The sequence below is a fragment of the Arthrobacter sp. NPDC056493 genome (assembly GCF_042795115.1).
In the GTDB taxonomy this organism is placed as follows: Bacteria; Actinomycetota; Actinomycetes; order Actinomycetales; family Micrococcaceae; genus Arthrobacter.
On the sequence record NZ_JBHTSL010000098.1, the window covers coordinates 1 to 9,952 of the forward strand.

10 protein-coding genes are annotated in these 9,952 nt (G+C 67.7%); 5 read left to right on the forward strand and 5 right to left on the reverse strand.

Annotated elements, in window-relative coordinates; genetic code table 11:
- Window positions 1-40: 40 nt before the first annotated feature.
- Window positions 41-886, reverse strand: a complete 846-nt coding sequence (locus ACFQ50_RS23750) for a PHP domain-containing protein (protein WP_377998066.1) — start codon at window positions 884-886, stop codon at window positions 41-43.
- A 105-nt stretch (window positions 887-991) separates the two neighbouring features.
- Here ACFQ50_RS23750 and ACFQ50_RS23755 point away from each other — a divergent pair, with 105 nt between their 5' ends.
- Window positions 992-2,581 carry an aminopeptidase P family protein gene (locus ACFQ50_RS23755; protein WP_377998067.1) on the forward strand — a complete coding sequence of 530 codons (1,590 nt, stop codon included), beginning with the start codon at window positions 992-994 and terminating at the stop codon, window positions 2,579-2,581.
- Between the two features lie 116 nt (window positions 2,582-2,697).
- On the opposite strand, the gene ACFQ50_RS23760 is transcribed toward ACFQ50_RS23755, so the two are convergent.
- Window positions 2,698-3,603 (reverse strand): general stress protein, encoded by a 906-nt coding sequence (locus tag ACFQ50_RS23760; protein WP_377998068.1) that lies wholly within the window; start codon window positions 3,601-3,603, stop codon window positions 2,698-2,700.
- Window positions 3,604-3,680: 77 nt separating this feature from the next.
- Here ACFQ50_RS23760 and ACFQ50_RS23765 point away from each other — a divergent pair, with 77 nt between their 5' ends.
- From ACFQ50_RS23765 to ACFQ50_RS23775, 3 genes are read left to right on the forward strand one after another with little or no spacing between them, the layout of a single operon-like run.
- Window positions 3,681-4,964, forward strand: coding sequence for a magnesium transporter MgtE N-terminal domain-containing protein (locus ACFQ50_RS23765; RefSeq protein WP_377998069.1), 1,284 nt, complete (start codon window positions 3,681-3,683; stop codon window positions 4,962-4,964).
- On the forward strand, window positions 4,948-5,667 hold the full coding sequence (locus ACFQ50_RS23770; protein ID WP_377998070.1) for a DUF1003 domain-containing protein: 720 nt from the start codon (window positions 4,948-4,950) through the stop codon (window positions 5,665-5,667). Before ACFQ50_RS23765 ends, ACFQ50_RS23770 begins: the two co-directional genes overlap by 17 nt.
- 10 nt (window positions 5,668-5,677) lie before the next feature.
- Window positions 5,678-6,805 carry an Mrp/NBP35 family ATP-binding protein gene (locus ACFQ50_RS23775; RefSeq protein WP_377998071.1) on the forward strand — a complete coding sequence of 376 codons (1,128 nt, stop codon included), beginning with the start codon at window positions 5,678-5,680 and terminating at the stop codon, window positions 6,803-6,805.
- A 60-nt stretch (window positions 6,806-6,865) separates the two neighbouring features.
- Here the strand turns inward: ACFQ50_RS23775 and ACFQ50_RS23780 are convergent, their stop codons facing one another.
- From ACFQ50_RS23780 to sigE, 3 genes are all read right to left on the reverse strand, one after another.
- Window positions 6,866-7,264: a Sec-independent protein translocase TatB gene (locus ACFQ50_RS23780; protein WP_377998072.1), complete on the reverse strand. Its 399-nt coding sequence runs from the start codon at window positions 7,262-7,264 to the stop codon at window positions 6,866-6,868.
- Between the two features lie 90 nt (window positions 7,265-7,354).
- Window positions 7,355-8,299 carry an anti-sigma factor gene (locus ACFQ50_RS23785; protein WP_377998073.1) on the reverse strand — a complete coding sequence of 315 codons (945 nt, stop codon included), beginning with the start codon at window positions 8,297-8,299 and terminating at the stop codon, window positions 7,355-7,357.
- A gap of 8 nt (window positions 8,300-8,307) precedes the next feature.
- Window positions 8,308-8,925 (reverse strand): RNA polymerase sigma factor SigE, encoded by a 618-nt coding sequence (gene sigE / locus ACFQ50_RS23790; protein ID WP_377998074.1) that lies wholly within the window; start codon window positions 8,923-8,925, stop codon window positions 8,308-8,310.
- A gap of 320 nt (window positions 8,926-9,245) precedes the next feature.
- On the opposite strand from sigE, the gene ACFQ50_RS23795 reads away from it, so the two are divergent.
- A complete protein-coding gene (locus tag ACFQ50_RS23795; protein WP_377998075.1) occupies window positions 9,246-9,878 on the forward strand; it encodes an O-methyltransferase in 633 nt (210 codons plus the stop codon).
- The last annotated feature ends 74 nt before the right edge of the window (window positions 9,879-9,952 follow it).

Below are 9,952 nucleotides of genomic sequence, written 5' to 3' on the forward strand. Positions count from 1 at the left end.
CCCAGCGCTGGGAACGCCCTGACGTGCTACCCAGTTGGGTTTAGCGCACGACGGGGGTCCCCGTGCCCAGCTCCTCGATCCGCGCGAACACGTCCGGCGCGGTCAGGTTCTCGCCCAGCCGGTTGGGCTTGCCCAGGCCGTGGTAGTCCGAGGAACCGGTCACCAGGAGCCCGTGCTGGGCGGCCAGCTTACGCAGGAATTCCCGGCCCTCTTCCGGATTGTCCCGGTGGTTGACCTCAAGCCCGGCCAGGCCGGCGTCGATCATGTTGTGGTACGTGCCTTCGCCCACGATGCGCCCCCGCGCGGAGGCGACGGGGTGGGCAAACACGGGAACGCCGCCGGCTGCGCGGACCAGTTCGACGGCGAAGGCCGGCTCCGGCGCGTAGTGCTGCACGAAGTAGCGCGAGTGAGAGGTCAGGATCGAGGCGAAGGCCTCGGAACGGTCCGCCACCACCCCCGCCGCCACCAGGGCGTCGGCGATGTGCGGCCGTCCCAGCGTAGCCCCCGGTGCCACATGATGGATCACGTCATCCCAGCTCAGGGGGTAATCCTCGGCCAGCAGCGTGACCATGCGTTCGGCACGCGTCAGGCGGGCTTCCCTGGCCTTCGTGATCTCTTCAAGCAGGCCCGGGTGCGTGGGGTCGTGCAGGTAGCTCAGAAGGTGGACGCTGATCCCGCGCTCCGTCCGGCAGGAAATCTCCATGCCGGGCACCAGTGCCACGCCGTTGTCAATGGCCGCCCGGGACGCTTCCTCCCAGCCGTCCGTGGAGTCATGGTCCGTCAGCGCAATGACGTTCAGCCCTGCCGCCGCCGCGGCCGCCATGACCTCCGCCGGTGTTTCCGTGCCGTCGGAAATATTCGAGTGGGCATGCAGATCTATCCTCACCAGCCCAGCCTAGTAGATGGCGCGCCCCTGTAGCCGGGACGGGCATGATTCTGCATCCCGCGCCACCGTTGGCCTAAGCCGCTCGGCTGGTGAGACGATGGGACGGTGAACTCTGCAGACAACACCCACAACGGTGAAAACACAGCTTCCCAGCCCCTGGAAGAGCGCGTCAACAACCGCTCCCAGCGGCCCAGTTCCCCGGCTTTCAAGGCCTTCATGGCCAGCAACTGGGCGCCCGCGCCGCAGGTGACCCCTGAACGGGACACCGTAGCCAGCCACGCCGCGAGGAGGCGGCGGGCCATCTCCGAGCAGTTCAAGGGCGAACGCCTGGTGCTTCCGGCCGGGCCGCTGAAGGTCCGGTCCAACGACTGCGACTACCGTTTCCGGCCGCACTCCGGCTTCGCCCACCTGACCGGCCTCGGGCTGGACCATGAGCCCGACGCCGTGCTCATCTTTGAGCCCGTTGGGGAGGGAAAGGGCGACGACGGCGGCAACCACCGCGCCACGCTCTACTTCCGGCCGCTGGCCGGACGGGACACCGAACAGTTCTACGCCGACGCGCGGTCGGGTGAATTCTGGATCGGGGCACGGCCCACGCTGGCCGAGTTTGAGGCCCGGCTCGGAATCCCCACGGCCCACATCGATGAACTCGAGGTGGCCGTCACCAAGAACGTCGGCGCACCCGAAATCGGCGGCGTCTCCATCCGTCTGGTGCGCAAGGTGGACGAAAACATCGACGCCCTCGTGGACACCGCCCGCTACAACACCGCCAAGGACCCGGACAACCTGGACCTGGGCGTGCTGGACGCCCTCGACGAGAAGCTCTCCGAAGCGCTCTCCGAGCTCCGCCTGACCAAGGACGAGTGGGAAATCGAGCAGATGCAGATCGCGGTGGCCGCCACCGTGGAGGGCTTCACCGAAGTGGTCAAGGCCCTGCCCCGCGCGCTGACGCACTTCCGCGGCGAACGCGTGGTGGAAGGCGCCTTCTTTGCCCGTGCCCGGGAGGAAGGCAACGAGCTCGGCTATGACACGATCGCCGCCTCCGGCAACAATGCCACCGTGCTCCACTGGACCCGCAACACCGGCAGGGTCAACGCCGGTGAGCTCCTGTTGCTGGACGCCGGGGTAGAGGCCGATTCGCTCTACACCGCGGACATCACGCGCACGCTTCCGGCCAACGGCCGGTTCTCGGACGTGCAGCGCAAGATCTACGAAGCCGTCCTGGATGCGGCCGATGCCGGCTTCGCGGCTGCCCGGATCGGCGTGAAGTTCCGCGACATCCACACCGCCGCGACCACTGTCCTCGCGGAGCGCCTCGCGGAATGGGGCCTGCTCCCCGTCCCGGTCGAGGAGGCCCTCGGCGAGGACGGCCAGCAGCACCGGCGCTGGATGCCGCACGGCACCAGCCACCACCTCGGCCTCGACGTCCACGACTGCGCCCAGGCCAGGCGGGAACTCTACCTGGACGGCGTGCTGCGCGAGGGAATGGTCTTCACCATCGAACCTGGCCTGTACTTCAAGCAGGAGGACCTCGCCATTCCCGAGGAGTACCGCGGCATCGGCGTGCGCATCGAGGACGACATCCTGATGACCGCCGAGGGGCCCGTGAACCTCAGCGCGGCGCTGCCCCGCACCGCGGACGACGTCGAGGCCTGGATGGCCGGCATCTACCAGGAAATCGACGCCAAGGGCTAAGCGGACCGACACAGAAAGGGACGGCCACCGGATGATCCGGTAAGGGACGGCCACCGGATGATCCGGTAAGGGACGGCCACCGGATGATCCGGTGGCCGTCCCTTCTGCTTTGCCTGCTACTGCTGCTGTCCGTCCCGGCCCTTCTCGGTCTGGTTCGGATCAACGCGTACGCCGTACTGCGGCCGGCCGTCCGGCAGGTCCGGGTAGCGGACGGACGACGCCTGGTGCTGGTCCGCTGCCGGCGCGCCCTCTGTGCCCTGGCCCTGCTGGCGTGCGCCATACTGCTGGTTAGGGTCCTGCGGCTGTCCGCCCTGCCCGTGCTCGCCCGCACCGTAGTGCCTGTTGTCGTCCTGGCTGCGCTGGCCGTAGGGGTCGTTCCAGCCCGCGGGCCGCTGCGGCGCCTGGCCCTGGGACGGGCCCTGCGGCGGTCCCTGGTGCCGGCCCGGCTGCTGGTAGGGCTGGTTCTGGTAATCGTGCTGGGTGTGCGACGCCGGGCCCCCACCCGGGGTGGCGTCGGAAGGCGTCATCGGCAACTGCTGGAGCAGCCGGCGCGCCTCGTGGGCCGCCTCGAAGGCCACGACGACGTCGTAATTGGTGGCAACCACCTGGCTGGTGGACGTGAAGTCGCGCTTGCCGCGCTGCATGGCATAGGTGACGATCCCGAACAGCATGAAGAACGCCGCACCCATCAGCACCGAGCTGATGATGGAAAACGTCCCGCCGGCGGGCGTGAAGAAGGACAGCATGACCCCTACGAACAGGCCGAACCACATGCCGCTCAGCGCACCGGAGAGCGCCACCCGCGGGTAGCTGAGGCGCCCCGTCACCCGCTCCACCATCTTGAGGTCGTTCCCCACGATGGACACCAGGTGCACCGGGAACTGCTGGTCGGCGAGGTAGTCCACGGCCTTCTGGGCGTCCAGGTAGGAGGTATACGAGCCGACGGTATCCCCCGTGGGGACCGTCTTCGATTCGTCCGAGCCGTTGGGTCCAGCCTTGGGAGCACCAAAAATATTCGCCATGTCTTCATTCTTGCCTATAAGGATGGGTGCGAGCTGAAAATTCAGCTAAAAGAGAGCAGACTCGGTAGCCTGTAGAGGTGAGCACGAATCCTACCCGCGTCTTTGTCGCGCGCCTCTTGGGACTGGACGTCTTCGACCCTCTCGGTGACCGTCTGGGACGATTGCGTGACGTCGTCGTGCTCTCCCGCGGAACCCGGGGTGCCCCGCACGTGGTGGGCATCGTCGTCGAAGTTCCCGGCAAGAAGCGCGTCTTCGTCCCGATGACGCGCATCACCTCGATCGACCAGACGCAGGTCATCTGCACCGGCCTGGTGAACCTCCGGCGCTTCGAACAGCGCGGTGCCGAGACCCTGGTGGTCGCCGAAATGTTCGACCGCCGGGTCACCCTCACGGACGGCAGCGGCGACGCCACCATCGAGGACATCGCCATGGACCAGCACCGCTCGGGCGACTGGTTCGTGAGCAAGCTGTTCGTCCGGCGCGGGCATTCCCTGGCGCCCCTGAGCAGGCTGCGCCGCAACGAGACCATGATCATTGACTGGGCCGACGCGCATCAGGGTGCCAAGACGGAACCCCAGGCGGCCACCCAGTTCGTGGCCAACCACGAGGACCTCAAGCCCGCGGACTTCGCCGAGGCACTGCAGGAAATGAGCGACAAACGCCGCTTCGAGGTGGCCAGCGAGCTGCAGGACGAGCGGCTCGCGGACGTCCTCCAGGAGCTGCCCGAGGACGACCAGGTGGAAATCCTCTCCGCCCTCGACGTCCAGCGCGCCGCCGACGTCCTGGAGGAGATGGACCCTGACGATGCCGCCGACCTCCTCGGCGAGCTCCCGACCGCCCAGGCCGAGGAACTTCTTCAGCTGATGGAGCCCGAAGGCGCCGAGGACGTCCGGCGCCTCCTCGAATACGACGAGGACACAGCCGGCGGCCTCATGACCCCCGTTCCGGTCATCCTCCCGCCGGAAGCCACGGTGGCCGAGGCCCTCGCCCACGTCCGGCGAGAGGAACTCTCCCCCGCCCTCGCCTCGTCAATTTTCATCGCCCGTCCGCCGCTGGAAACCCCCACCGGCCGCTTCCTCGGCGTGGTGCACATCCAGCAGCTGCTCCGCTTCCCGCCGTTCGAGTCGCTGGGCAACCTTGTGGACAAGAACCTGGAGCCGCTCTCGGACCTGGCCCACATCAGCGAAGTGGCCCGAACGCTCGCCACGTACAACCTGAACTCGCTGCCGGTGGTCAACCAGGCCGGCCGGCTGGTGGGCGCGGTGACGGTGGACGACGTCCTGGACCATCTGCTGCCTGATGACTGGCGGGCGAACGACGGCGAGGCCCCGGTCAGGAAGCTTGGTGGCCGCATTGGCTGAGAACACGGCAAAGGGAACCCGTCCCGGCGGAAAGCCGGCAGCCCAGGGAAGCCTGGACACGCCGCTGAGCGGCCGCCAGCGCATCCTCCCCAAGTTCTCGCCTAACCCCGATGCCTTCGGCCACGCAACGGAGGGCTTCGCCCGCTTCATGGGCACGCCGCAGTTCCTGGTCTACATGACGGTGTTCTGTGTATTCTGGCTGGCCTGGAATACCTTCGCCCCCACGGAATGGCAGTTCGACAAGGTCGAACTCGGGTTTACGCTCCTGACACTGATGCTGTCCCTGCAGGCCTCCTACGCCGCGCCGCTGCTGCTGCTCGCGCAGAACCGCCAGGACGACCGGGACCGGGTCTCCCTGCAGCAGGACCGCCAGCGGGCCGAGCGCAACCTCTCGGACACCGAATACCTGACCCGGGAACTGGCCTCGCTCCGGATCGCGCTACGTGAAGTGGCCACCCGCGACTACGTCCGGGCGGAACTGCGCAGCCTGCTCGAGGACCTCCTGGAAGCCCAGGAGGAGCTCCGCACGCACGAGCCTTCCGGGCCCGGAATCCATGAATCGCCGCGCGAACTGGTCCGGGAAAAACTGAAGGAGAAGCGGGAAAAACAACGCAACCCCCGCACGCAGCAGATTCCCAAGGTCAAGTCTGAAAAAACGCGGCACGGCCGGGCAGCCCACCGACCCACCTCTCCCGAAAGCTGAGCACCACGGCATGAGCACCACCCTCGTTCAGGCAGTCAACGCTGCCCTGGCAACCGTCATCGACCCGGAACTCCGGCGCCCCATCACCGAACTGGGCATGGTGGACTCCGTGGAGATCTCCGACGACGGGACCGTCCGCCTGGCGGTGCTGCTCACCATTGCCGGCTGCCCACTGCGCGGCACCATCACCAGGGACTCCGAGGCGGCACTGCTGGACGTTCCCGGCGTGACCGCCGTCGAAGTGGACCTGAAGGTCATGACCCAGGCCCAGCGCGATGCGCTGAAGGAGCAGCTGCGCGGCCCCGGCGGCGAACGGGGCATCCCGTTCAACCAGCCGGGGTCCCTCACCAAGGTCTTCGCGGTGGCCAGCGGCAAGGGGGGCGTGGGAAAGTCCTCTGTGACGGTCAACCTCGCCTGCTCCCTCGCGGCACAGGGACTGCGCGTGGGCATCGTGGACGCGGACGTGTACGGCTTCTCGGTGCCGGCCCTGATGGGGATCACCCAGGCCCCCACCCGGGTGGACGACATGATCCTGCCGCCGGTGGCCTACGGCGTAAAGGTCATTTCCATCGGCATGTTCGTCACCGGCAACCAGCCCGTGGCCTGGCGCGGGCCGATGCTGCACCGGGCACTGGAACAGTTCCTCACCGACGTCTACTTCGGCGACCTGGATGCCCTGTTCCTGGATCTCCCGCCGGGCACCGGCGACATCGCCATCTCGGTGGCGCAGCTGCTGCCCAAGGCCGAGATCCTGGTGGTCACCACTCCCCAGGCCGCCGCGGCCGACGTCGCGGAGCGCGCGGGCGCCATTGCCACCCAGACCGGGCAGACGGTGGCCGGGGTCATCGAGAACATGTCCTTCCTGGAGATGCCCGACGGCGGCCGGATGGACCTGTTCGGCACCGGCGGCGGGGAGGTGCTCGCCGAGCGGCTCAGCGCATCGACCGGCACGGACGTGCCGCTGCTGGGCCAGATTCCGCTGGATATTCTGCTGCGGGAAGGCGGCGACTCAGGCACGCCCATCGTCCTGGGCGGCCCGGACACGGCTGCCGCGGCGGCACTGTCCGGCATCGCCGGGAAACTCGCGGCCAGGCCGCGGGGACTGGCCGGGATGAAGCTGGACGTCCAGCCCCGCTGATTGACCACGCCCGCTGGCTGATCCTGTCGAAGCCCGCTGGCAGAGCCCCCCGAAACCGGGCTAGGTGGCTTCCGAATCGAACGGCGCCGCTTCGCCGTATGGCAGCTGCTCGATGATGCGCGCCGGCCGCTCCTCCGCGGAGGAAGCGGCGGCCGACGCCGCAGCGGCCACTGCCGCGGGACCGCCGGCACTGACCGGTTTGGTGTCGTCCTCCAGGAGCGCTTCCTTGATGATGCGCCGGGGATCGTACTGGCGGGGATCGTATTTCTTCCAGTCGACATCATCGATGTCGATGCCGACCTCTTCCTTGATCTGATCCCGCGCGCCGGAGGCCATCCGGCGCACTTCACGGACCAGGTTTGCCAGTTTCTGGGTGTATTCGGGCAGCCTTTGGGGGCCGATCACCAGAATGCCGATGAGCAGCAGAAGGATAAACTCCGGGCCGTTGATTCCAAACACTTTAGGAAGATTACCCTCTCCGGGGAGGCAGTGACGATTTCGACCCGGCCAGCGTCCGGTGAGGGCATGCTGCGGGGCCGGGGAGGCTCCTCAAAGCCCCAACTGGCGGGCTATTTTACGCAGGCCGCGTTCGACCCGGTCGACGGCAGTTTCCTGCGCTGGTCCTTGAACTCCGGCGCTGCCACTGGCCGCGGCCGTCCCGGCGGCAAGACCTGGGCTGGCCGCACCTCCGGCCCCCGCGAGCATCGCCACGGCGTCGTCGGCCGAGGCGGCGGGCAGGTCCGACACGTAGGTGAAGGTGCTCCGCGACGTCTGGTAGATCGCACTCCACGGCGATCCCGCCTTGACCCAGACCTGGCCGTCCGCCGTCGTTCCCGGCAGCTCAGCGGCGACATACCCGTCGCTTCCCGCCGGGTGGCCGGTCAGCGGGTTGACCGGCCAGGGCGCTGCCGGCGATCCCTGGTGCTGTTCCAGAATCCGTGCCGTGTGCTGCCCGTCGGTAAGCCGCAGCTCCACCGTGGCCCGGCCCGCCAGTACCGTTGTGCTGGCGGAAACAAGATGGAAGCCCATGGCCCGCAGTTCAGGGCACGTCCAGCCGGAGGACCGCAGCGCGGCGAGCCGGCTGTCCGTTCCCGGGGAATGCCCGGACTGGCCATACAGGGAGGCGGTACCCGCGGCGTACTGCCTGGGTTCACCAGCAACCGTGTAGGCTCCGGCGGCCACGGCCCCGGCCGCCACCACGGCTACCCCTCCGGCCAGCCCCGCCAGCCTCATCCGGCTGGGCCGGTAAACAGGGGCCGGCGCCATGGCCAACTGCTGGGTGCGGAGCAGGAGCCGCGCTGTCAGTTCGTCACTGGCGGCCGGGACTGCGGCCGTACGGAGCCGCTCAATGTACTGCCGCTGCCGGTGCAGCGCGCCGGCGCATTCGGCGCACGCCCGGATGTGTTCCGTCGTCTGCGGGTGCCGTGCACCGGTAAGCGGCGGAAACCCTGCGTTCTTCCTGAGCCCCTCCAGCAAGCGATGTAGCTGACGCATGTCGCCGATCAGAGAACGCCGGCGATGCGGGGCATCTTCAGCCGCGGCTTGCGCGCCTGAAGCGGTCGCGGATCGCGGTGGGCAAGCTTTTCGCGGAGCATGGTCCGGCCGCGGTGAATGCGTGAACGGACCGTGCCCAGCTTCACGCCCAGGGCCTCGGCGACTTCGTCGTACGACAGCCCCTCAAGGTCGCACAGGACGACGGCGGCACGGAAGTCCGGCGGCAGCTCCTCGAGGGCGGCCTGGACGTCGAGGTCCAGGTTGTTGAGTTCGAAGCTTTGCTCGGGGCCGGGTTCCCGGCCGGGCAGCCGGGATTCGGCGTCCTCGGCCAGCGCGTCAAAGCGGATGCGGCTCTTGCGCCGCGCCTGGTCCAGGAAGAGGTTGGTGGTGATCCGGTGCAGCCAGCCGTCCAGGGTTCCCGGCTTGAAGTTCTCCAGGGAACGGAAGACCCGGACGAACACCTCCTGGGTGAGGTCCTCGGCGTCGTACTTGTTACCGGTAAGCCGGTAGGCGAGCCGGTACACCTTGGCGGAGTGGTTGGTGACCACTTCCTCCCACGTGGGCATGGCCCACTCGGCGGCTTGCTCTTCAGTTGCAGGGACAGGTGCCGCAACGGATGCTGACATCGTCCACTCCCCTCGTGGATGTAATAACGCCTGACGTGCTTTACATCATTGGTTCGGCGCCGGTCACCACTTGGATGAGCGGATTATTATCATGTCAAAGTTGGCTGGGAATTTCCTGACTGCAGTGCCCTTCTTTGCTCAAGGCGCAACTTTTTACCCGGATTTTCCTGCCTGGTTTCCGCGGGTTGTCGTCACGATTCACCGCACAGCGTGGGAGTATCCGCCATCACAGGCGTTGCTGCTGTCACTTGCCTGTCGGGCGCCGTCCAACCAAGTACGCTGTAAGGACATGCCCCCTTGCCGCCCAGAAAGCGAAATCCATGAGCGCCGATAAGTCCACGAGCTGGTCCTATGCAGAAGATCTGCCTGCCGAGGATGAGGTCCTGCTGCGCGCCCGGGAGCGTTCGTTCGAGCTTGGCGTGACACCCATCGGCCGTGGCGTTGGTGCCGTACTGACTGTACTGGCCGCTGCATCCAAGGCGCAGACCGCCGTCGAGATCGGCACCGGCGCCGGAGTCTCGGGCGTCTGCCTGCTCCGCGGCCTGGGCCCGCAGGCCGTGCTCACCACCATCGACGTGGACGTGGAGCACCTGAAGGCGGCGCGGGAGGCGTTCCAGGAAGCCGGCAGTCCGGCCAACCGCACGCGCACCATCTCCGGCCGTGCCGGCGACGTCCTGCCGCGGCTCACCGATGCCGCCTACGACCTCGTCTTCATCGACGGCGACAAGCCCAACTTTCCCCGCTACGTGGAGCAGGCCGTGCGCCTGCTCAAGACCGGCGGCCTGCTGATCGTCAATGACGCCCTGGACAAGGACCGGGTGTCCAACCCTGCGGTCCGCGACGCGACCACCGTTGTGCTCCGCCAGGTGGGCAAGGCCGTGCGCGACGACGACCGGCTGGCTTCTGCCATGCTTCCCACCGGTGACGGGCTGCTGGTAGCGGTCAAGAAATAGGCTGGCCGGACAGAGGCAAGCCGGCCCGGCCGGGCCAGGAATACGAAAAAGGCAGGGCCCGCAGCCTTCCGGCT